Here is a 22,652-nt window from a genome sequence, read left to right as displayed (position 1 = left end):
AAAATGACCAACAAACGCTTTTGTCTCGAACAATATTTAACCGCGAAAGTTCAACAGCCTCTAGTACGGATTTTCAGATTTAAGGAGCGCGCACTCTTCTTCTAAAAAAGGGTGTGGCTCTGTTTTTACTACAACAATACTACGTTGATTACGGCAGAAAAATATAGATAAGCCCGACTCAAAGTGACCTTCAATGGCTTTAGCCGCTTTAAATACGGTTGCGAGTATATTTTTCTCTATACGAAAAGGGTCTTTAATAATGAAATCTTTATCTAACCACCACAGTAATTCAACCCCTTCCTGCTCGGTATATTCAGCAAGCTTTTGATTCAGTGTTTCACCTTTTCTAAAAGGTCTCGACTCAATACTACCTTGCCAGTTTTTGGTGTAAGGTCTAACCATTTTTCCGCGTGTTTCTAAAAGCTCAACCAAGTTCCCTTTTAGTTCAGGCAAATAAATAACATTATTACGTATTTGAGGGCCGTCTTTACTCATATCACCATGTAAATTCGCGTAAAATTTTGATAAACCCTCGGCAGCAGAGTTGCTTGGCTTAGGGCTAACAGCTTTTGGGGTTGTTTTTATAATTTCGGTTGCTTCAGCGTTAGGATCTGGGGACGGTGCGACATCTTCACTGGTTTGCCCGAGTGAGCCGTCTAATGAGAGCAACAAATCTTGGTTAGCTAAAAATGCTACCGCCAGTGCTAATAGCACAGCTCCTAGTATTAAATTACGTAGCCAAAAATTCATGCTAAGCGTTTACCCCTTGAGTGTTAACTTATTTCCTTTATCTATACTCTATGCAAAGAATAATAGTTATACAATATTATTCTTTCTTAAGTCGTTATCGGCAAATACTAATTTTTATTTATACAAGGATTTATCGTCAGGATTTGGACGAGTTTTAAAGCGTCGATGTAACCACATATATTGTTCTGGACTGACCATTATTGCTTGCTCTAATTCTTTATTTACGCGAGTGACATCTTGCACGTCATCATCTGTTGGAAAGTTCTCAAGTTGTGGAGAAACTTCAATGGTATAACCACTATCATCATCATTTCTTCTTGGAATTAGCATGAAGCTTCGGGTGTTTTTTTGTCGAGCAAAAATAAGTGTGCCCGTTGTTGTTGCGGTTTCTTTCACATTAAAAAACGGCACAAATAAGCTTTTATTACGACCGTAGTCTTGATCGGGTAAATAAACGCAAGATTCTTTTTCACGTAAGGCGCGAATTAAACCTTTAACATCGCGTTTTCCTAACATGTATTTGTTAGATCTTCCTCTACCTCGGTGTTGAAAAAACTCCATTAATTGGTTGTTATGAGGACGGTAAAAAACAACAACAGGGTGAGTGTAGCCAATACCACGGGCACATATTTCTAAGCACATGTTGTGCATAGCGAGTAATAATATTCCTTGGTTGTCTTGCTGTGCTTTTACAATATGCTCAAACCCTTTCACTTTAACCTTGCGTTTTATACGCCAGTTAGGCCACCACCAACCCATACCAGTTTCAAATAAAGCAATGCCAGCATTTTCAAAATTAGTTTTGAGTATGCGTTGTAGCTCTTGTTCAGACTTTTCAGGAAAACATAACCTTAAGTTAGTGAGAGCGACATGTTGTCTTTTTGAACCAAACTTAAACAGTAACCGACCAACAAAGCGGCCTAAACCTAACTGCCATTTGTAAGGGAGCCAAGAAATGCTATAGAGAATAAAAACTCCCAACCACGTTAACCAGTATTTAGGTAATAAAAAAGATAACTTAAAATCAGGCTGTAAAACTTTATTTCTGCTCAAGGTGATAGTGCTCGTATGGAGAATGCTGGCATTGATGGCTGACGATTATACAAATAGCCTTATGGCAAGTCTATAGCCGCACCAATGAAGTGGTTATGGCTGGTTATTAAGATATTTGCCACTGTGGCAGTATTTTACAGTAGAATATCAGCCATTATTTTTACTTCCCCTTTTTTGAGATTAAATATGGCAACAACAGAGCAAAATGATAGGAACAATAATAATGAAATCGAGCTCATTATTGGTAACTCAAACTCTAACTTTTCTGGTGTTACCTCTACCATGTTACAAGTGCTTTCACATCAACGTGATTTAATTAATTTACGCGTGATGGGGAAACATCACTTACCCGATCCTTCTCTTGCTATAAGCTTTTTATCGGTGGCTAAGCTATGCCGAAAACCACTGGCTAATGGTAAGTTTCGTATTTTTCATGCACGTCGTGTTGATGAAATGATTCAAGCATTAACATTAAAATATATTTTTCGGGCAAAAATAAAAATTGTTTTTAGTAGTGCTGCGCAGCGTTATCGTTCAGGACTTACATTATGGCTAACCGATAAAATGGACGCTGTCTTAGCCATGTGTAATGCCTCTGCTAGTTATTTACACCGAAAGCCTGATGCGATTATTTACCATGGCGTAAAAACCGATGTTTACAGTCCGGCTAATAATAAAAGCGAAGCGTGGCAATCACTTAATTTATTGCCTGAAAACATACCAACAGGAAAACGTGGTATTGCGATTTTAGGGCGAGTTAGAAAGCAAAAAGGTGTTCACCTTTTTGTGCAAAGCTGTATTGAACTATTAAATGATTACCCTGGCTATACTGCGGTGATTGTTGGCTCTATTTCATCAAGTAATGAGAGCTTTGTTACTGAATTAAAGCAGGCGGTAGAGGCTGCCGGTTTATCTCAGCGTATTGTATTTGCTGGCGAACAAAACTTCAGCGACATTCCTGTAATATTTAGCAGCTTATCTCTTGTTGTTGCACTGAGTGAAAATGAAGGCTTCGGGTTAACCATACTTGAAGCAATGAGCAGTGGTGCTGCAGTATTAGCTTCACAAGCAGGTGCTTGGCCAGAAGTTGTTCGAGAAGGTGTTGATGGTTATGTTGTTCCTATTAACGATTTAGCTGCAGTAAAAGAAAAAATGGCTTTATTACTTGCTGATGCCGATAAACTTGATGAAATGGGACAAGCAGGTCGAGAGCGTGTGTTAGCACATTATGCGGTTGAGCGTGAAGCTAAGCAGTTATGTGACTTTTATCGCACGATGCAATAGGCTCTTTTCGTGAACTATTACAGTCTCTGAAATAACGTCACTTGCTTTCCTATTGTCTTTTTGTAATTTGGCTGTTGCATAATTGTTAATATCCAGTTTTAGTGTTGGCTAAGTCGAAAATCGTCTTAGCTAATACTTAAATAATCTATAAATGTTAGATCAAATCGTTGGTAGCTATTTTTTCATTGTTTTTTTTGATAACACTTTGAATAACTGCCTATTACTTTGTTACTTATCATGTGCTTAGTTAATTTGACTTAGTATTTGGTCTACGCCCCATTTATCACCCTAACTTCCTACCACGCTTAGTTTTTTCCGTTAAAAGCTTGTTGATGAATAGTTGGTAATAATTCTTATTTGCAAAAATGAAGTGGATAGCATAATTTCAATTTAGGTCTACTATTTATTGACGCATAGCATTTGCTGAAATATTAACTTTTTTGGCGTTTTTATAGGTGTCATGAAAATGTCATAACAGCAAGTTAGGTTATGACCATTGATTAGGGTTTCGAACTAAGGAGAGTAAGAAGGTGTTAATTAAAAAATTTTTCAAAACTAAACAAGAAGCTGAAGTTACCTTTGAGTTAAATGTTGAACAAGCAAAGAAAGTGCAATTAGTGGCTGAGTTTAATGATTGGCAGCCGATGGAAATGCGCTTTATTAAAAAAGATAAAACTTATCGCGCTAAAGTTAGACTCCCTAAAAATAAAGAATTTCATTTTCGTTATTTAATTGATAATGAACGGTGGGAAAATGATCATCAAGCCGATGCTTATATACCTAATGGTTTTGGTAGTGACAATAGCATAGTTAGTACCACGAGTTAGTTTATATAAAAGTAAGGTTAACTATGGACAGTGTAAACCAACTACTCTATTTACAAGGCATTGGATACGATTACAGAAACTACCAAGGTCAGCAGGTTTTCTTTAATGACCATGAACGCCTTGCTGCACTTAGCGCTTGTGGTTATGACATTAATGACGATGACGCTATTTTGGATGGCGCGCTCGAACTTGATGTTAAGCCATGGCTACAGCTGATTGCTGCTCAGTTATGGGTAAAAGATAGCCAACCATGCTTTACTATTAAAATTGATAATGATTTCAATACGCTAACGCTGGAGTGGTCTCTTTATTTAAATGAAGATTTAATCAGTGACGGTCATGTGCCAATTCATACGCTAGTAGAAGTCGGGAATTATTTTTATCAAGATAAACATTATAGTGAACGTAATGTCCCGCTTTGCGATAACGCGTTGGCGATAGGCTATTATCGGCTATCTGCTAAGCTTGTTGATGTTAACGGCATAGATATTACAGCCAGTGCTTATTGCGAAAAACAACTCACTGGCAGTGGCGAGCTTATTGTTTACCCTGAAACTGTTTATCAGCCTAGTCAACAGTCAACATGGGGTCTGTCAGCACAGCTTTATACGCTAGTAAATGAAAATAATTTAGGTGTTGGAGATTTTAATGACCTAAATGAGCTTATTCAATTAAGTGCAGACCAAGGGGCTGATTATGTACTCTTAAACCCCTTACATGCGTTATTTGAAGATGACATTGAGCGAGCTAGCCCATACAGCCCAAGTGACCGATTATCTTTAAACCCTATCTATATACATATTCAAAATAGCCCCGATTATATTAATAATACGGCAGCTAACCACTTGTTGGAAAAAACCTTAGCTCAACAAAAGCTGATGAACCGTTACGACGGAAAAACACCACAACAGTATATTGATTATCAAGCAGTGTTTACTCATAAGTATCCTATTTATTGGTTGTTATTTAACTTCTTTATAGATGAAAACCTTGAGCAAAATAGTGCACGTTACCAAGCGTTCATTGCGTTTAAGCAGCAAAACCAGCAACGCATTATTGGTTATAGTCAATGGCTAATAACTCGCGCTAAATTGCCTGAGCAATATCATCATGTTGACTTTATTAGCTACTTGCAATGGCAAGCTCAAACACAGTTAGCACAATGCCAGCTGCTCGCTAAGCGTTGTGGCATGAGCATTGGCATTATTAATGATTTGGCGGTAGGCTGCCACCAAGACGGTTATGAGTTTGTTAGTAATCAAGATTTATTTGCTCAAGGTGCTAGCATTGGCGCTCCACCTGACCCTTGGGCTCCTGCGGGGCAAAACTGGGGCTTGCCGGCAATGAACCCCGTACAAATTAAACAAAATGGTTTACAGCATTTTCGCCAACTCATTCGCGCGAATATGCAGCATTGCGGCGGACTACGAATAGATCATGTGATGGGGTTATTGCGCTTGTGGTGGTGTGTCGAACAGCAAAATCAAACAGAACTATCATGTTATGTCTATTATCCATTTGAACAAATGCTAGCCATTTTAGCACTAGAGAGTCAGATTAATCAGTGTACAGTTATTGGTGAAGATCTCGGTGTCGTTCCTCAAGAGATTAAGTCGGCGTTGGCAGACGCTCAAATTTATACCAACAGTCTGTTCTATTTTACTAAAACACAATCACAGCAGTTTGTAGCACTTGAGCATTTGCCTAAACATACCTTAATGATGATTGCTAATCATGATGTTGCCACTTTTAAAGCATGGTGGTTACAAAGTGATTTACAGTTACGAAACTCCTTAGCGCTGTTTAGCAATGAACAGCAGTTTAACGATGCACAACAGCAGCGTATGCAAGATAAAGAAAATATATTGTCATGGTTAAGAGACTACCAGCCCAATGGTACTGAGCTACAGCTAACCAGTGATGTTGATATTCTTTATCGGACTTTGGCGATAACCTTAGCGCGCTCACCTTCTCGTTTATTAACTTTGCAGCTCGATGATTTAGCTGGAGAAGAATTACCCGTGAATATACCGGGGACAGACCAAGAATATCCTAATTGGCGTAGGCGTTTAAGCAAAAAACTAGTGACTATTTTTAGTGATAATGATTTTTTTCAAGCATTAAATAGTCAACGTAAAATTTGACTGAAGCGTAGATAAACGGTACATCACACGGAAGTAAAACAAGGAAAGATGAATAAAATGATCAATGACATGCTCACAAAAAAAACGATAAGTCAGTGCCAGCCTGTTATGAATTATGACGCGCAAGTAAACGCCTTAGAGCAAGCACATTTTGCGGATCCATTTAGCTTTTTAGGGGTTCACTATTACAACGATGAAGCATTTATTTTACGCGCATATATCAACGGAGCTACAGCAGTTAGTTATAAAAGTGTAGCGGGAGAAGTTGCCTATCAGCGTTACCAAGACTCAAGCTTATTTATTTTAGTTATCGCTAAAAAAGACTTTAAGCAAGACTATCAATTAGTTATTAATTATCCGTTACTGACCGTTGAAGAAAAAGATAGTTACGCTTTTAGTGCGACTTTAGATGAGTCTGCTATGTACCTTTTCAATGAAGGGAGTTTAGCGCACGCATATAGGCACCTTGGTGCTCATTGGCGCGAACAGGAAGGGACTTTAGGGGTAAGGTTTACATTGTGGGCGCCAAATGCTCAAAGTGTTAGCTTAATTGGTGACTTTAATCACTGGGATACTACTCGTCACTTTATGCGTAAGCACCCTAGTTGTGGTGTTTGGGAAATATTTATCAGCAACGTTGAGGTAGCTCAATGCTACAAGTTTAGCTTGTTAACTTGTGAAGGAGATCGCCTTGAAAAAGCAGATCCTTTAGCTTTCTCTATGCAAGCTCCACCTGCAACGGCGTCAATTGTCCCAGAGAAAAGTTTTTCACAGAATTTACAACAACAAAATTACACTACAAATGCGGTACAAGCTGAAGCAAGAGCATCACGCAATAGTATTAATAAGCCTATTAGCATTTATGAAGTTCATGCCGGCTCATGGCAACGTAATAGTGATGAAGTCGCAGTAGGTAATAAAGGCTACTTGAGTTATCAGCAACTAGCTGAAAAGTTAGTGCCTTATGTGCAAACTATGGGCTTTACTCATATTCAGCTGATGCCTATCAGTGAATACCCTTTTGATGGTTCGTGGGGATATCAACCCGTAGGGCTTTTTGCGCCAACGAGTCGCTTTGGAGGCATTGAAGACTTTCGGCACTTAGTGGATGCATGTCACCAAGCAAACATAGGTTTATTGGTTGATTGGGTTCCAGGACACTTTCCAAATGACAGTTATGGCTTAGCTAAGTTTGATGGTACACACTTATTTGAGCATGCTGATAAGAGACAAGGTTTTCACCCAGACTGGCAAACCCATATTTACAATTATGAACGTGGTGAAGTTAAAAGCTTTCTTATTTCTAATGCTATGTTTTGGTTAGATTACTTCTCTATTGACGGGTTAAGAGTTGATGCTGTCGCCTCTATGCTCTATTTAGATTACAGCCGAGCTGAAGGAGAGTGGTTAGCCAACGAGTTTGGTGGTCGAGAAAACTTAGCGGCAATTGAATTGCTAAAGCAAGTAAATCAACGCTGTTATGAGCAATTTCCTCATATTATGATGGCAGCCGAAGAATCAACTGCATGGCCTGGCGTGACAAAATTTACCGAACATGGCGGCTTAGGTTTTGGTTATAAATGGAATATGGGGTGGATGAACGACAGCTTGTCTTATATGACACGCGATCCGCTTTATCGAAGCCATCATCACAATGAGATGACCTTTTCATTAATGTACGCTTATAGTGAAAATTATATTTTACCGTTATCTCACGATGAAGTGGTGCATGGTAAAGGTTCCTTGTTAAATAAAATGCCCGGTGATGATTGGCAAAAGTTTGCTAATTTACGCGCTTACTATGCTTATATGTGGGCTCACCCAGGTAAAAAGTTATTATTTATGGGGGGGGAGTTTGCGCAGCGCAATGAGTGGAATCATGATGCTTCACTCGATTGGCATTTACTTGATTACGCACCTCATCAAGGTATGCAAAATCTTATTAAGCAACTCAATCACTATTATTGCCAATCTCCTGCTTTATATGAGCTGGATAATGATTCTGCTGGTTTTAGATGGCTTGACGGTAATAACTACCAACAAAGTATTTTCAGCTTCATTCGTTTTGCAAAAGACGCAAACGATTATGTTGTGGTGTTAACTAATATGACCCCAAATACTCAACAGTGCTTCCGACTTGGTGTACCAGATAAGGCAAGTTATCGTATCGTTTTCAACAGTGACGATCATCATTACGGAGGTAGTGACTTTAATCAGCAAACATTAATATCGAGTGAAAATATCGCTTGGCAAGGGTTTGCACAAAGTATTTCGGTTGAGTTACCTCCGCTTGCTACTGTTTATTTAGTGAAGGGTGAATAATGGCACGTAACTTTAACTATAAACAAGGAAGTACTTACCCATTAGGTGCGACCTTAATTAAAGGTAAAATAAAAAGCGAGAGCAAAGTCAATTTTGCTATTTATTCACCACAAGCTAAGCAAGTTTACTTATGTCTTTTTGATGATACCGGTACGGTCGAACTTGCGCGATTAGCGTTATATGAAAGTACAGAGCATGTATGGTCAGCATTGGTTTCAAGTGTTGGTCTTGGGCAGCTTTATGGTTTTCGTGCTGATGGTGATTATTTACCCGAAAAAGGTTTATGGTTTAATGTTGATAACTTATTAGTAGACCCTTATGCCAAGGCACTTGTTGGCGAGTTTATTTATACTGATATTGCAGGTGATAATGCTGATGTAATGCCAAAAGCCAAAGTTGTCGATCTTGCGCAATTTTCTCAGCTACAGCTAGAAAGTAACCCATATGACGATGGTGCAACACTGAATAGCCTACAGCAATTGAAACCAACTATTCCTTGGCAAGATACTATTATTTACGAATGTCATGTTAAAGGAGCGACAATAAACAACCCTGAAATATCACAGAAAAACCAAGGTAAGTTATTAGGTTTAGCCGAACCTGCTTTTATTAATAAGTTAAAGCAGCTGGGTATTACTACGCTTGAACTTTTACCCATCCATAGTTTTATTAGTGAGCGGTTCCTCATTGATAAACAACTCAGCAATTACTGGGGTTATAACAGCACTGGTTTTTTTGCAGTACAGCCTAGCTTTTTAACGAATGGTGATGTTAGTGAGTTTCAGCAAATGGTTAAAACTCTGCATCAACATCAAATTGAAGTCATTTTAGACGTGGTTTTTAATCATACCGCTGAAGGCAATGAACATGGGCCTATTATTAATTTTCGCGGCTTAGCTAACAGTGATTATTATCGACTTGATGCGCATGATAGCAAATTGTATTTAAATGAAACAGGCTGTGGTAATACCCTAAATATATCTCACCCTAAAACCTTACAATTGGTAATGGATAGCCTGCGTTATTGGGTTGAGGTTATGGGAGTTGATGGCTTTCGTTTTGATTTAGCAACAACTTTAGCGCGTGATGACAAGGGCTTTAATTATCAACACAGCTTTTTTCAAGCAATTGCCCAAGACCCTATATTGAATCAAGTTAAGTTAATCGCAGAGCCTTGGGATATTGGTCTTGGTGGTTATCAACTTGGTGCATACCCTTTGGGCTGGCGCGAATGGAATGATAAGTATCGAGATACCTTACGACGGTTTTGGCGTGGCGATCATGGGCAAGTTGCCGACCTTGCAAAGCATTTGCATGGCTCTCATGAGTTTTTTGCTCATAATGGTCGAGATGCAACGACCAGCATTAATTTTATCAGTGCCCATGATGGCTTTACCTTAGCCGATCTAGTGAGCTATGAAAATAAGCATAATGAAGCAAATGGCGAAGAGAATAGAGACGGACATAGCGAAAACTATGCTTGTAATTATGGTGTTGAAGGGGCAACAGAAGATAGCGAAATTATTGCATTACGCTTGCAGCAGCAAAAAAACATGCTGCTAACGCTACTTTTTTCACGAGGTGTTCCAATGCTTAGCGCTGGCTCTGAGCAAGGTCATAGTCAACAAGGTAATAACAATGCTTATTGTCAAGATAACGCACTGAACTACCTCGATCACACAACGAGTCAATTTGAGTTACAAGACTTCATTGCTGATGCTATTAAGCTACGAAAACAATTTAACCTCTTTCAGCAAAAGCAATTTATACATGCCGGAGACAGTAATTTTGAATGGTTATGGCTAACAGAGCAAGGTCAAGTGATGAATGAGCAAAACTGGCTTGATACTGAAAATCAATTACTGATTTGCTTAATTAAGTGCAAAAAGGGAAGTGCTAAATCACGCGATCTAGATGCATTACTCATGTTTTTTAATGCTGCGAGTACTGAAATTAATGTGCAGTTACCGCAAGTTAATCATATTTCACATTGGCAAGTGCGTTTACATACTTTAGCTACTTGTAAGCACAGTAAATTTTATGTGGCAGAGCAAAGCCTAGCAATAGCACCACGGAGTGCATGGATTATGTCACCAGCTAAGCTCTCCATTTAACCGAGTACTACAAAGCGTCTTATTAATTCAAGGTAATACTTATTAGTTTTCAAGGAATGACAATGGCAAAGCAAACGAAAAAAAAGCAAGAAGCGTGTGTGGTTAGCGGTTGGCAACAAGGGCCGATCATTGATGAAAGTACTTTATATGACGATTTAACTAGGCACTTTTACTATACCTTAGGTCGAGATACGGTAGCTCAATCACATTTGTATTTGTATAACGCGCTCGCACTAACCATTCGAGATCGATTAGTTGCTCGTTGTCGAGCAACTCGTGATGCTCGACAAGTTAAACCACAAAAACAAGTCGCTTATTTGTCGTTAGAGTTTTTGATGGGGCGAGCGCTAGGCAATGCGGTATTAAATTTAGATTTAGATAGCAGTGTTGAAAAAGCGTTAAGTCAATACTGCTCATCTATTGAAGAAGTTAAAGAGGCAGAGCACGATGCTGGTTTAGGCAATGGTGGCTTAGGGCGTCTAGCTGCATGCTTCTTAGATAGCTGTGCTAGTTTAGCTTTACCTGTTACTGGGTACGGTATTCGCTATGAATATGGCATGTTCAATCAAAGCATTGAGAATGGCCACCAAATTGAACATCCTGATAACTGGCTAAGAGAAGGACACCCGTGGGAAATATCCGCGCCAGAGCATAGCCGACGAGTTAAGTTTTTTGGTCGAATTAATCGTTATCAAGATAAGCAAGGCAACACTCATCATCAATGGGTTGATACTGAAGACGTTTTGGCGGTGCCATACGATGTGCCCGTTCCCGGCTATAAAAATGACGTGGTGAATACTTTAAGGTTATGGAAATCAGAAGCAACGGATGAGTTCGACTTGGGGGAGTTCAATGCCGGTAGTTATAGTGAAGCGGTGGCACATAAAAATTTAGCAGAACAAATTACTATGGTGTTATACCCCAACGACACTAGCGAAAATGGTAAAGCCTTACGTTTAAGGCAACAGTACTTTTTAACTTCAGCTAGCTTGCAAGATATTCTCGCGAGTTGGACCGATACGCATGGTAGTAATTTTAGTGAATTCTCACAATTAAATGTTTTCCAATTAAACGATACTCATCCGAGTATAGCTGTAGCTGAGTTAATGCGTTTATTGTTAGATGAACATGATCTGAGTTGGCAACAAGCATGGAGCATTACCACAAAAACCATGGCCTACACCAACCACACTTTATTACCTGAAGCCCTAGAAAAATGGTCTGTGCCGTTGTTTGCCAGTTTATTACCGCGCTTACTCGAAATTATTTATGAAATTAATGCTCGATTTTTGGTTGAGGTTGCTTGTAAGTGGCCAGGTGATATTGATAAACAGCGAAATATGTCGCTTATTGAAGAAGGGGATGTACCGCAAATTCGCATGGCATATTTAGCTATTGTCGGCAGCTTTTCAGTAAATGGCGTTGCGGCATTACATACCGAGCTACTACTTAGTGGTTTATTTAGTGATTTTTACCAATTGTGGCCAGAGAAGTTTAATAATAAAACCAATGGTGTTACACCAAGACGCTGGTTGTCGCATTGTAATCCCAGGTTAGGAAAAATCATTAGTGAGAAAATTGGTGATGATTGGGTTAAAGATTATAGCCAAATTAATACCATCAGACGTTTTTATGATAACGATGATTTTTGTCAACAATGGCGTCAAGTTAAGCAAGATAATAAAGGTGACTTAGTACGTTTAGTGAAAGCGCAATGTAACGTCGACTTTGATGTTGACATGTTATTTGACGTACAAGTGAAACGTATCCATGAATATAAGCGTCAACTACTTAACATTTTACATGTTATTCATTTATATGATCGAATTCGCCATGGCGATACTGAAAACTTAACACCACGTTGTGTCTTGTTTGGTGGTAAGGCCGCTCCTGGCTATTTTATGGCGAAGTTAATTATTAAGCTCATTAATAATGTTGCAGATACTATCAATAACGACCCCGTTGCTAAGCCTTTTCTACGAGTCGCTTTTTTACCCAATTATAATGTTACGGCAATGGAAACTATTTGCCCAGCAACCGACTTATCTGAGCAAGTATCTACTGCAGGAAAAGAAGCTTCGGGCACCGGCAATATGAAGTTTATGATGAATGGTGCGATAACTATTGGCACTTTAGATGGAGCAAATATTGAAATTAGAACAGCGGTTGGCAAAGATAATTTCTTCTTATTTGGCGCGACATCTGAGCAAATAGCACAAATACGCGAACACTATAACCCAAGCGACATTATTGACAATGATCCTGCCCTTAAAGGGGTTATGAAGTTATTAGAATCTGGGCACTTCAACTTATTTGAAACTCAGCTATTTCAACCATTGATTGACTCGATTAAAAACCCCGATGATCAATGGTTAACTGCGTATGACTTTGCAAGTTATGTGCAGGCACAGCAACAAGTTTCCCTCGCTTATCAAAATACTATGCAATGGACTCGTATGAGTATTTTAAATACAGCGGCTAGTGGCGGTTTTTCGAGTGACCGCACTATTGCTGAATATAGTCAGGATATTTGGCAGCTACCGACACAGTAGAGCGCACTTTTATAATGTGTATGCAATTTAAAAAACAGCTGGCGATCTCGCGAGAATAGCGCGTTTATCAGCGTTGCGAGTTAGCGGCTTAACAGCATAACAGAGAAATTTATTAACTTACGGAGAAGTATTAAATGCCAAATTATGAAAATCGTTACATCAGTAACTTAACACGAGAAACTTATGCACTTATTTTAGCGGGGGGGCGTGGCTCGCGTTTACATGAGTTAACGGACTGGCGCGCGAAACCTGCGGTGTATTTTGGCGGAAAGTTTAGGATTATTGATTTTCCGCTTTCAAATTGTATTAACTCAGGGATACGTCGGGTGGGGATTGCCACACAGTATAAGTCACACTCATTAATTCGGCATGTTCATCGTGCATGGGGACATTTTAAAAAGGAGCTGGGAGAGTCAGTAGAAATACTTCCTGCATCACAGCGTTGTGGTGATGATTGGTACTGTGGAACCGCCGATGCAGTTTTTCAAAATATTGATATTATTCGTCATGAATTACCTAAATATGTGATGATATTATCAGGAGATCATGTCTACCGTATGGATTACGGTGCATTGCTCGCTAAACATAAAGAGACGGGGGCAGATATGACGGTTTGTTGTATTGAAACCGATGTTGAAGAAGCGGCCAATACTTTTGGGGTAATGACGGTTGATAATGAAAAACGGGTCAAACGTTTTGATGAAAAGCCTGCTCAACCAAGTTCTATCCCTGGAAAACCAGGTTTATGCTTAGCATCAATGGGTAATTATGTCTTTAATACCGAATTTTTATTTGAACAGTTAAAGAACGATGCAGAGCGTAAAGGCTCAGGGCGCGACTTTGGTCATGATATCATTCCAGCAATTATTGAAAAGCATAATGTTTTTGCATTTCCGTTTAAAGATCCAAACAGTGAAGGGCAGGCATACTGGCGAGATGTGGGGAGTTTAGATTCCTTTTGGCAAGCGAATATGGAGTTAGTTTCACCAGAGCCTAAACTTGATTTATATGATGCGAGCTGGCCTATTTGGACTTATCAAGAGCAGTTGGCACCAGCAAAATTCATTTTTAATGATGATCATCGTCGCGGTATGGCAGTAGACTCTACTATTTCTGGGGGCTGTATTATTTCAGGTTCGAAAGTACGTAATTCCTTATTATTTTCAAATGTTCATGTACATTCATATTGTTTAATTGAAGAAAGTGTTATTTTACCGCAGGTTAATATTGGTAAGCATTGTAAAATTAAACGAGTCATTATTGACCGAGGTTGTACTATACCCGACGGCTTAGTTATTGGTCATGATCAAGAACAAGACCGAGAAAATGGTTTTAGAATATCAGCAAAAGGTATAGTGTTAGTAACTAGTTGTATGCTTGAAGTCTTGGCTAAAAGGCAAACAGAGCAAGTATTGGCAGATAGTAAAATAAAAAGTCATACCGCGTTAGCTTAACGTGGTAGTGCTTTTTTAAAAGGATAAAAGAACATGCAAATATTGATGGTAGCTGCAGAAAATGATGCCATTGTCGGGGCTAAAGTGGGCGGTATTGGGGATGTTGTTAGAGATACCCCGCAAGCTTTAGCTGAACAAGGGCACCATGTGAGTGTCATTATTCCAGACTATGCTAATTATGAGCAGCTCTATTCATCTGAAGTTATTGCGGATTTCTCTGTTCCTTTTGCGGGAAAACTTGAAGCCGTTATTGTGCGCGAGTTGTTTTTAGACAACCCAAGTAAAATTACTACTCAAGTCGCTGAGGGAAATACTAAGCAAGGTAGTGTGCGGCAGTTCGTTTTAAGCCACCAGCTATTTACTGCTCAAGGTATTGGCCGAGTTTACTTAGATGACCCAAGTGATAGACCTTTTGCTTGTGATGCCACTAAATATGCATTATTTAATGCTGCAATATTAGAAGCTCTGTTGCATGGACATATTCAACCGCCAGAAGTATTGCACTTACACGATTGGCATAGTGCCTTAACGACAATACTGTTGGCTTATGCTGATCGTTATCGAACGCTGGCTAATATTCGTTGTGTTTATACTGTCCATAATTTAGCGCTGCAGGGAATTAGACCTTTATCTGGTGATGAGTCTAGTTTAGAAGCTTGGTTTGGCTCATTAAGCTACGACGGTCAACATATTTGTGATCCTCGCTATCCTCATTGTGTTAACCCTATGCGTGCCGCTATAAATTTGAGCCATAAGGTGCACTTAGTATCGCCGAGTTATGCTCAAGAAGTACTGAAACCGTCCGATGAAAGTCGTGGTGTCTTTGGGGGAGAAGGGTTAGAGCATGACCTACAAAGAGCCCATAGCCAAGGTCGGCTTTTTGGTATTCTCAATGGTTGCTATTATGAAAACCTAAGCCCTACAACAAACAACTTAAAGCACACTGAAAAAATAATTGAGCCTAAGGAAAAGCTTAATACTGTACTTAGTGTCGCTAAACAAGAGTTGCTGTTATGGGTATCAAAAACTGAGCAATTACAGTCGAGTCACTATTTAGCAGTAGAGCAGTTAAATACTTGGCTAAGTTATCATGACTTTACAGGCCCATTAGTGACTAGCGTTGGTCGACTAACCAATCAGAAAATGTTGTTGTTACGAAAATCAAAAACCAATGATAGTAGTGTTAACGCATTGGGCTCTATGTTAGTGGAGTTAGATAAAGTAAAGGGCTGCTTAATTGTTTTAGGATCTGGAGATCAAGATATTGCTGCTGAGTTTACGCAATTAATGGCACAGCACCGTAACTTCTTATTTTTAAATGGCTATGGTCAAGCCGTGACCGACCAGCTTTATGAACAAGGGGATTTATTTTTAATGCCAAGCTCGTTTGAGCCTTGTGGTATTAGTCAAATGCTTGCTTTAAGAGCAGGTCAACCTTGTTTGGTAAACGCGGTCGGTGGTTTGAAAGACACAATACAACATCTAGAAAATGGTTTTGTGTTTCAGGGGGAATCTATAACCGAACAGCAAGAGCAGTTAGTTAATGTGTTTGAACAGGCCTTACACTTATATGTGAACGATAACTTACGTTGGCAACAACTAGTTAACGGTGCGAAAAATAGTCGATTTAGTTGGCAAGAAAGTATAACCCAGTATCTTCAAGCACTTTATCAAGCGTAATACTCATTTAATCTGAGTATTACGCTTTAATAATTGAACTTGCATTAATGCTATTATTGAACTGGCATTAAGCCATTGTTAATAGCAGTAATGTCAGCTTCAGTAATAGTACCTGCTGCATATTTTAATAATAATACGTTTTGGATGTAACCATAACGCGTTGAAGACAAGTTACGTTTAGCATTAAACAAATTACGAGTACTGTCTAATACATCAACAATGGTACGAGTACCCACTTCAAAGCCTGCCTCTGTTGCTTCTAATGCTTTTTGAGCACTTAGCACTGATTGTTCAAAGGCTCTAATCGCTGATATAGCTGCAATTACTGTGTTATAAGCATTACGCGTGTTACGTACAACATTACGGTGCGTTAATGATAAATCTTGACTGGCAAGTACGAAGTTACTTTGTGCTTTACGTACAGAGCTCTCAATAGCGCCACCAGAATAAATAGGTACATTTAACGTTACGCCAACCGAATATGCATTCAGATCGGGATTATTTACCGTAGCAAGATCATTAAATTGCGTATCTTTATTATCACCAGTATAGCTAGCGCCAAAATCCAGTGTTGGATAATGACCTGAACGAGCAATATTAATGGTATCTTTGGCTATTTCAATACCGACTTTCGATGCAATCAAGTTTAAATTTTTTGCTTCCGCTGTGACTTGCCACTCATCAGCGCTGTTAGGTACAGGTGTAGTAGTGCTAAATCTGTCAGTATTTAATACGCTAATGTTACGTGGATATGAGTTGGTAATAACACGTAATGCTTCTTCAGACTGATAAATTGCATTTTCAGCACGAATTTGTTCTGTTACTGCGCTATCGTATTGCGCTTGTGCTTCATGTACGTCGGTAATTGCGGTTAAGCCAACTGAAAAGCGTTGTTTAGTTTGCTCTAATTGGCGGGCAATTGCTTCTTTTTCCGCTTTAGCGAACTCTAAATCATCTTGTGCGCTTAATAAGTCAAAGTAAGCTTGTGTTACGCGAGTAATTAGGTCTTGCTTAGCTATTTGATAGGTTAAGTCACTCTGATGAGCAGTTTTCTTCGCATTATCTAAAAGTAACCAGTTATCATGATGATACAGTTCCATATTCAAATATGCGCCGTAGCTAAAGCCATCAGATGCGACTGTAGATGTCTGGCCTAATTCATACAATTCACGCTCACCAGTAGCATAACCTGCATTGGCGCTTAACTGAGGTAATAACGCAGCGCGAGCTTGCTCAATATCTTCTTTGATTATTGCATTTTGAGCTTGTGCCTTTAATACTACAGGGTCATTAAGTAATGCCTGCTGATATACCGACAGTAAATCGTCAGCTTGTGCATTATTACTACTGATAGCAGCAGTGATGGCTATAATTAACGTGCTTAATGTTTTTTTCATGGGTAAGAAATTCCTTTCTTATTGATGTTTTTATTCATTGTCGTTATTTGGATACAGTATCCTACAGGGATTTAAAAAATAACCAAATAAAATAAGTGCAGACTAGTGTAACAAATTATTATTGGTTAGCTACCATTTCAACTAAGTTTAGAGGTCTGAATGACTAAAAGTATAAGCCCCATATCGCGATTATTAAGGTTTACCGAAAATGACGTCAAGGTTTCAGCAATAAACACTAAGTATCAAGGTTTTTTTAAATTAAATGAATACCAGCTTTCCCACCAATTATTTTCAGGTGAGACAAGTGAGCTTATTACACGAGAAGTATTTGAACGTGGCGATGCTGTTGTTGTGGTTGCTTATGATAAAGAAGCTGACATGGTGTTGTTAATTGAGCAATTTCGACCTGGAGCGTTACGCAGTGGTGAGCAGCCTTGGATGTTAGAGTTTATTGCAGGGATGTTTTCAGCAAATGAATCACCTGTCGATGTTGCAATTAGAGAAGCGCAAGAAGAGGCGGGTTTACATTTATCGGTCAATGACTTAACGCCTATTATGAAATATCTCTCAAGTCCTGGAGGAATGAGCGAGTGCATTCATTTATATTTAGCAGATATCAACGTTAGCCAAATTAATATTGATAAAACCTACGGATTAGCAAATGAACACGAAGATATTATTTTACACCTAATCTCAAGAGAGCAGGCGTTAACGTTATTATCACAAGGGAAAATTACTAACGCTGCTACTATTATAGGGTTACAATGGCTTGCTATTAATTATAAGCAGTTGTAATCGTTAACAGGAGTACCATGAGCTTTTTCCCAAACAGCGTCCAGCAAAAAAAAGATAAAAAAAGGTATCAGCCTAACTTGGTTAGTTTGATGACGTTGTGTGCCAATAACTATATGTTATTGCTAAAAGTGCTCTCGGGAAATACACAAGTAGAGCAAGCTCGTCATTTTTTTATTAGTGATTTTTTATCATACAGCGTTACCATTAATGAAGTGACTCGTTACACGTCGTTGATTACTTTTAAGCAAGAAAACATTACCGCTCTTAAGGGCATTCCTCACTCACTTGTTGCTGCACTGCATCCTCGTATGTCTATTCGCTTATATCATGATGCCCGCATGGCAGAAGTAATTAGTACTCAAGATATTAGGCAAGTAAAACCTCGTTACGATTATCCTAATAGTTATATGCATCAACAAGATGAAAAGCAGCAAATTAATCAATTCTTAAATGAGTGGTTACACCTGTGTTTAAAGTTAGGGCAAGTTAAGATCGCCCTATAAATTCATATAAGTACTACCATGTAATCTTTCTGGAAAAGCTATGTTGTCAAGTAAATCACCATTAACCATTGCACAAATAAGTGATTGCCATTTGTTTTCTAGTATCAGTGGCTTACATCATGGCGTGAATGTTTACCAAAACTTACTACGAGTGTTAACCGATATCGCTCAAAATAGCGCTGTTGAGGCAATTTTTTTTACAGGGGACTTAACACAAGATCATAGTGAAGCGTCATATCAAAATTTTGTTAAGGCAATAAAAAGTGCCGGCATTCGCGTCCCTGTTTATTATTTAGCGGGAAATCATGATGAAGTGGCGTTGCTTGATAAATACTTAGTAGAACAACAGAGGGTTACTGATAATATTAATCAAAAGGGCAATGAACGAGTTTTTAAGGCAGCTAAAACCGTTACTTTGAGAGGTTGGCAAGTTCAATTATTACATAGTAAAAGCGAAACACCAGCAGGCTGGGTTAACCAAACAGAGTTCCAACGTTTAGCGACAGTAAATAATGTCAACAAAAAACAGTTGATAATGATGCATCATCATCCTATAGATGTCGGTTACTTTATTGATAAACATGGTTTATTAAATCAAGATGAATTTTGGCTGGAAGTGAGAAAAATTCCTAACATAGCCGCCATTGCTTGTGGTCATGTTCATCGAGCGAGTAAAGCCTCAGCGGTTAAAGTACTTGAGCAAAATGAAAGTGCTCAATATATGCCAAGTGTTGATGTTTATACATGCCCAGCAACGTCTATTCAATTTGATCCTAAATCTAGTACAGTCAAAGCACTGGCACAAGGCCCAGGTTATCGGTTATTTTATTTAGCTGAAAATGGTACACTAAATAGTGATGTTGTTTGGCTTGAACAAATTACTGAAATATAAACTGTTTCAAATACATACAACATATGTTTGAATATTTTGGTATAAAACAAGTAACAGTATAGATAGTAAAATAAAGTATAGGACAGATCATGTTAAAAGAGGGCCGTGAACATAAAGTCAATAAAAGCAATGTGCTCTACATTCATGGTTTTAATTCATCACCACTATCATTGAAAGCCGAACAAACGAGGCTTTATTTAGCGGAGTACTTTCCTGAAACCGGTTTTTATTGTCCACAATTAGCAACTAGTCCTAATGAAGCAGTTGCACAGCTTGAAGAAATAATAAAACAGCAAAGTGAGAGTCAATGGTTCATTGTTGGTTCATCATTAGGTGGTTATTTTGCGAGTTATTTGGCGGAAAAATATCAATGTTTAGCGGTGCTAGTAAACCCCGCAATTAAACCTTACGAGTTACTTGTTGATTATATAGGAGAGCAAGTAAACCCTTATACTCGAGAGGTTTACCAAGTAACGCCTGATCATATGGAGCAATTACAAGCAATAGAACAAATTAAACCAACGCAATTTTGCCAGAAAAAAAATAATTACTTGGTTATGGTACAAACCGCAGATGAAGTGTTAAATTACCAACAAGCAGTAGAAAAATACCAACATTGTCAACTTGTCGTTGAAGCAGGTGGCGATCACAGTTTTGTTAACTTTGATCAACAACTGCCTAAAATCGCACAATTTTTCAACTTAACGGATCTTCGTTTAACGATGCAACCTCAGTGCTAATAATTAGAAATAATCATGACAGAACAATATAATTCAGATTCCATTGAAGTCCTAAGCGGTCTTGAACCGGTTCGCCGTCGTCCAGGCATGTATACCGATACCACACGCCCTAACCATATTGGTCAAGAGGTTATTGATAACTCGGTTGATGAAGCATTAGCAGGACACGCACAAAATATCTCGGTGATTTTAGATAATGATCAGTCGTTAGAAATTATTGATGATGGTCGAGGAATGCCAACGGATATTCACCCTGAAGAAGGTCTTTCGGGGGTTGAGCTTATTTTTTGTAAGCTCCACGCGGGCGGTAAGTTTTCTAATAAAAACTACCAGTTTTCAGGTGGTTTACATGGGGTGGGTATTTCAGTTGTTAACGCATTATCGACACGTGTTGATGTTAGCGTTAGACGTAATGGTAAATTATATGAGATGGCCTTTGAACATGGGGAGAAGGTTGAAGAGTTAAGAGAAACAGGCACCGTTGGTAAGCGAAATACCGGCACACGCGTTAAGTTTTGGCCTGATGCAAGTTATTTTGACTCACCTAAGTTTTCTGTGCGTCGCTTAACTCACTTACTTAAAGCTAAAGCGGTATTATGCCCTGGTTTGACCATTAAATTTCATGATAAAACTGAAGATAAAAAATATCAGTGGTGTTATGAAGATGGTTTAACCGACTACTTAAAAGAGTCAGTTAGCGGTTACGTCACTTTACCTGAAGAGCCATTCGTTGGTAGTTTTTCGTCACAACTTGAAGCCGCTGACTGGGCTGTTTCTTGGTTACCCGAAGGTGGAGAAGGTATTGGCGAAAGCTATGTTAACTTAATACCAACAATTGCTGGTGGTACTCATGTTAATGGTTTACGTCAAGGTTTACTCGAGTCTATGCGTGAATTTTGTGAGTTTCGTAACATTTTACCGCGTGGCATAAAGCTAACCCCTGATGACATTTGGGATAAATGCAGCTTTATTTTGTCAATAAAAATGCAAGACCCACAATTTGCAGGACAAACTAAAGAGCGTTTGTCATCTCGACAATGTGCTGCCTTTGTAACCGGCGTAGTAAAAGACGCGTTTAGTCTATGGTTGAATGAGCATACCGATATCGCAGAGGCGTTAGCTGAATTTTGTATCAGCAATGCACAAAGGCGTTTACGTGCTAGCAAAAAAGTGGTGCGTAAAAAAATTACCCAAGGCCCCGCCTTACCCGGTAAGTTAACCGATTGTGGTAGCCAAGATTTAGCACGAACAGAGCTGTTTCTTGTAGAGGGTGACTCCGCTGGCGGTAGTGCGAAACAAGCACGCGATAGAGAGATACAAGCTATTATGCCATTACGTGGTAAAATCCTTAATACATGGGAAGTGGAGTCTGGGCAAATTTTAGCGTCACAAGAAGTTCACGATATTTCTGTTGCGCTAGGCATTGACCCAGACAGTGATGATTTAAGTGAGCTCCGCTACGGTAAAATATGTATTTTAGCCGATGCTGACTCGGATGGACTACATATTGCCACATTATTGTGCGCACTATTTACTCAGCACTTTTTACCGCTAGTACAAGCAGGTCACGTTTATGTGGCTATGCCGCCACTTTATCGTATTGATATTGGTAAAGAGGTTTTCTATGCACTCGATGAAGCAGAAAAAGATGGCATTTTAGACCGAATTGAAGCTGAAAAGAAGCGTGGAAAAGTTAACGTACAGCGCTTTAAAGGCTTGGGTGAAATGAACCCATTACAATTACGCGAAACCACCATGGACCCTAATACACGTCGGTTAGTGCAATTAACCGTTGATGAACATAGCGAAACTATGGAAATTATGGATATGTTACTGTCTAAAAAACGCAGTGGCGATCGTAAAGAGTGGCTACAAAGTAAAGGTGATATGGCCATTGTTTAACAGAATTGATGAATACACCATAAGTTGACATCCTTTAAAAATACGTTATATCTTTAGGTATAGTTTTTTGCTTTCGTAATACTATGCCTAAAACCCCCAAGCGCAGAAACGTTAAAAACCTGATGTCAAAAAGCATCAATGTTTTTAATTGAAGTGGTCAAGTAAAATTGGCCACAGTTTTAGAATTTAACCAGTATCTTCTTTCTGACTCATTTGGACTTAACCCAGCATTATACCGGTGTG

The 22,652-nt window shown here is 38.9% G+C and carries 16 protein-coding genes; 13 read left to right on the top strand and 3 right to left on the bottom strand.

All coding sequences use genetic code 11. The features are described from left to right. Positions 1-60: 60 nt before the first annotated feature. The gene (locus KO495_RS08685; protein WP_215980018.1) at positions 61-750 is read right to left on the bottom strand and encodes a TcpQ domain-containing protein; all 690 of its coding nucleotides are present in this window, start codon (positions 748-750) and stop codon (positions 61-63) included. Positions 751-864: 114 nt separating this feature from the next. After that, positions 865-1,803, bottom strand: coding sequence for an LpxL/LpxP family Kdo(2)-lipid IV(A) lauroyl/palmitoleoyl acyltransferase (gene lpxL, locus KO495_RS08680; protein WP_215980017.1), 939 nt, complete (start codon positions 1,801-1,803; stop codon positions 865-867). A 186-nt stretch (positions 1,804-1,989) separates the two neighbouring features. On the opposite strand from lpxL, the gene KO495_RS08675 reads away from it, so the two are divergent. The 8 genes from KO495_RS08675 to KO495_RS08640 all read left to right on the top strand — a co-directional run bounded on the left by KO495_RS08675 (position 1,990) and on the right by KO495_RS08640 (position 16,180). Next, positions 1,990-3,087 (top strand): glycosyltransferase family 4 protein, encoded by a 1,098-nt coding sequence (locus tag KO495_RS08675; protein ID WP_215980020.1) that lies wholly within the window; start codon positions 1,990-1,992, stop codon positions 3,085-3,087. A 530-nt stretch (positions 3,088-3,617) separates the two neighbouring features. Further along, positions 3,618-3,914: an isoamylase early set domain-containing protein gene (locus KO495_RS08670; RefSeq protein ID WP_215980016.1), complete on the top strand. Its 297-nt coding sequence runs from the start codon at positions 3,618-3,620 to the stop codon at positions 3,912-3,914. 23 nt (positions 3,915-3,937) lie between these two features. Further along, entirely contained in the window at positions 3,938-6,058 is a 2,121-nt protein-coding gene (gene malQ, locus KO495_RS08665; RefSeq protein WP_215980015.1) for a 4-alpha-glucanotransferase, read from the top strand. 69 nt (positions 6,059-6,127) lie between these two features. Beyond that, a complete protein-coding gene (gene glgB, locus KO495_RS08660) occupies positions 6,128-8,380 on the top strand; it encodes a 1,4-alpha-glucan branching protein GlgB (protein WP_215980019.1) in 2,253 nt (750 codons plus the stop codon). Continuing rightward, positions 8,380-10,494 carry a glycogen debranching protein GlgX gene (glgX, locus tag KO495_RS08655; protein WP_215980014.1) on the top strand — a complete coding sequence of 705 codons (2,115 nt, stop codon included), beginning with the start codon at positions 8,380-8,382 and terminating at the stop codon, positions 10,492-10,494. The genes glgB and glgX overlap by 1 nt, the downstream gene beginning before the upstream one ends. Before the next feature lie 62 nt (positions 10,495-10,556). Next, positions 10,557-13,046: a glycogen/starch/alpha-glucan phosphorylase gene (locus tag KO495_RS08650; RefSeq protein ID WP_215980013.1), complete on the top strand. Its 2,490-nt coding sequence runs from the start codon at positions 10,557-10,559 to the stop codon at positions 13,044-13,046. 134 nt (positions 13,047-13,180) lie between these two features. Continuing rightward, on the top strand, positions 13,181-14,500 hold the full coding sequence (gene glgC, locus KO495_RS08645; protein ID WP_215980012.1) for a glucose-1-phosphate adenylyltransferase: 1,320 nt from the start codon (positions 13,181-13,183) through the stop codon (positions 14,498-14,500). A 33-nt stretch (positions 14,501-14,533) separates the two neighbouring features. Continuing rightward, a complete protein-coding gene (locus tag KO495_RS08640; protein ID WP_215980011.1) occupies positions 14,534-16,180 on the top strand; it encodes a glycogen/starch synthase in 1,647 nt (548 codons plus the stop codon). A gap of 53 nt (positions 16,181-16,233) precedes the next feature. Here the strand turns inward: KO495_RS08640 and tolC are convergent, their stop codons facing one another. Next, positions 16,234-17,577 carry an outer membrane channel protein TolC gene (gene tolC, locus KO495_RS08635; protein WP_215980010.1) on the bottom strand — a complete coding sequence of 448 codons (1,344 nt, stop codon included), beginning with the start codon at positions 17,575-17,577 and terminating at the stop codon, positions 16,234-16,236. Between the two features lie 159 nt (positions 17,578-17,736). Here tolC and KO495_RS08630 point away from each other — a divergent pair, with 159 nt between their 5' ends. The 5 genes from KO495_RS08630 (at position 17,737) to parE (ending at position 22,409) form a co-directional block, all read left to right on the top strand. Further along, complete coding sequence (locus KO495_RS08630; protein WP_215980009.1) at positions 17,737-18,372, top strand: NUDIX domain-containing protein; 636 nt, start codon at positions 17,737-17,739, stop codon at positions 18,370-18,372. A 17-nt stretch (positions 18,373-18,389) separates the two neighbouring features. Further along, positions 18,390-18,875, top strand: a complete 486-nt coding sequence (locus KO495_RS08625; protein ID WP_215980008.1) for a DUF1249 domain-containing protein — start codon at positions 18,390-18,392, stop codon at positions 18,873-18,875. Positions 18,876-18,915: 40 nt separating this feature from the next. Continuing rightward, positions 18,916-19,767 carry a metallophosphoesterase gene (locus tag KO495_RS08620; protein ID WP_215980007.1) on the top strand — a complete coding sequence of 284 codons (852 nt, stop codon included), beginning with the start codon at positions 18,916-18,918 and terminating at the stop codon, positions 19,765-19,767. An 89-nt stretch (positions 19,768-19,856) separates the two neighbouring features. Continuing rightward, a complete protein-coding gene (locus KO495_RS08615) occupies positions 19,857-20,507 on the top strand; it encodes a YqiA/YcfP family alpha/beta fold hydrolase (protein ID WP_215980006.1) in 651 nt (216 codons plus the stop codon). Between the two features lie 15 nt (positions 20,508-20,522). Further along, positions 20,523-22,409, top strand: coding sequence for a DNA topoisomerase IV subunit B (gene parE / locus KO495_RS08610; RefSeq protein ID WP_215980005.1), 1,887 nt, complete (start codon positions 20,523-20,525; stop codon positions 22,407-22,409). Positions 22,410-22,652: the final 243 nt, after the last annotated feature.

The sequence above is a fragment of the Colwellia sp. D2M02 genome (assembly GCF_018860755.1).
In the GTDB taxonomy this organism is placed as follows: Bacteria; Pseudomonadota; Gammaproteobacteria; order Enterobacterales; family Alteromonadaceae; genus Colwellia; species Colwellia asteriadis.
This window is presented reverse-complemented; position numbering and strand designations above follow the sequence as displayed.

Excerpts from the sequence above, each read along its gene's own strand:
- KO495_RS08685 (WP_215980018.1), bottom strand. The coding sequence starts at position 750 with ATGAATTTTTGGCTACGTAATTTAATACTAGGAGCTGTGCTATTAGCA.
- KO495_RS08675 (WP_215980020.1), top strand. The coding sequence starts at position 1,990 with ATGGCAACAACAGAGCAAAATGATAGGAACAATAATAATGAAATCGAG.
- malQ (WP_215980015.1), top strand. The coding sequence starts at position 3,938 with ATGGACAGTGTAAACCAACTACTCTATTTACAAGGCATTGGATACGAT.
- glgB (WP_215980019.1), top strand. The coding sequence starts at position 6,128 with ATGCTCACAAAAAAAACGATAAGTCAGTGCCAGCCTGTTATGAATTAT.
- glgX (WP_215980014.1), top strand. The coding sequence starts at position 8,380 with ATGGCACGTAACTTTAACTATAAACAAGGAAGTACTTACCCATTAGGT.
- KO495_RS08650 (WP_215980013.1), top strand. The coding sequence starts at position 10,557 with ATGGCAAAGCAAACGAAAAAAAAGCAAGAAGCGTGTGTGGTTAGCGGT.
- glgC (WP_215980012.1), top strand. The coding sequence starts at position 13,181 with ATGCCAAATTATGAAAATCGTTACATCAGTAACTTAACACGAGAAACT.
- KO495_RS08640 (WP_215980011.1), top strand. The coding sequence starts at position 14,534 with ATGCAAATATTGATGGTAGCTGCAGAAAATGATGCCATTGTCGGGGCT.
- tolC (WP_215980010.1), bottom strand. The coding sequence starts at position 17,577 with ATGAAAAAAACATTAAGCACGTTAATTATAGCCATCACTGCTGCTATC.
- KO495_RS08630 (WP_215980009.1), top strand. The coding sequence starts at position 17,737 with ATGACTAAAAGTATAAGCCCCATATCGCGATTATTAAGGTTTACCGAA.
- KO495_RS08625 (WP_215980008.1), top strand. The coding sequence starts at position 18,390 with ATGAGCTTTTTCCCAAACAGCGTCCAGCAAAAAAAAGATAAAAAAAGG.
- KO495_RS08620 (WP_215980007.1), top strand. The coding sequence starts at position 18,916 with ATGTTGTCAAGTAAATCACCATTAACCATTGCACAAATAAGTGATTGC.
- KO495_RS08615 (WP_215980006.1), top strand. The coding sequence starts at position 19,857 with ATGTTAAAAGAGGGCCGTGAACATAAAGTCAATAAAAGCAATGTGCTC.
- parE (WP_215980005.1), top strand. The coding sequence starts at position 20,523 with ATGACAGAACAATATAATTCAGATTCCATTGAAGTCCTAAGCGGTCTT.